This is a genomic window from Spiroplasma sp. hy2, assembly GCF_044714365.1.
GTDB classification, from domain to species: Bacteria; Bacillota_I; Bacilli_A; order Mycoplasmatales; family Mycoplasmataceae; genus Spiroplasma; species Spiroplasma phoeniceum.
In genome coordinates, this window is the sequence record NZ_RXFZ02000364.1 from 1 (window position 1) to 511 (window position 511).

1 protein-coding gene is annotated in these 511 nt (G+C 19.1%); it reads left to right on the top strand.

Features of this window, described 5'->3' with window-relative positions:
• Positions 1–135 precede the first annotated feature (135 nt).
• A complete protein-coding gene (locus EHV01_RS06515; protein WP_422066749.1) occupies positions 136–351 on the top strand; it encodes a hypothetical protein in 216 nt (71 codons plus the stop codon).
• Positions 352–511 lie beyond the last annotated feature (160 nt).

Consider the following 511-nt stretch of genomic DNA (forward strand, 5'->3'; position numbering starts at 1 on the left):
WRTTTAAAAAATTTAAAGCAAAAGTATAATCTTACACAAAATTAGTTTTCAAATTGTCATATTGATGATTTTTTTTATTTCATCAAGAGTTTTCGACAAAATTAAAGAAAATATTTACAATTATTTTAATAGGTTATGCAAGAAGTCTATTATACTAATGATGTAAAATTAAAAATTAGATTTTCAAAATTAATATTTATTCAATTATTTTTGCGTAATAATAATTCCAATTTTCTATTTTTTTATTCTGGTAATGATAAAAATATTATATTGGATGTTTCTAATCCTAATGTATTAGGTATTAGAAATAAAAGTGATAACGCAGTAAAAATTACAATAAAACCAAGATAAAAAAAGAGATATAAATCTCTTTTTTTATTCTCCATTAATTTTTATATTACCTTTATCATCAACTATTAAATCAGGTGCTTGTGTATCTAAATTTCAACGATAAACTGATTTAAAATTATTATTGTTTTTTCCTCAAATTAAAGTTGGTTCATTAATTAAW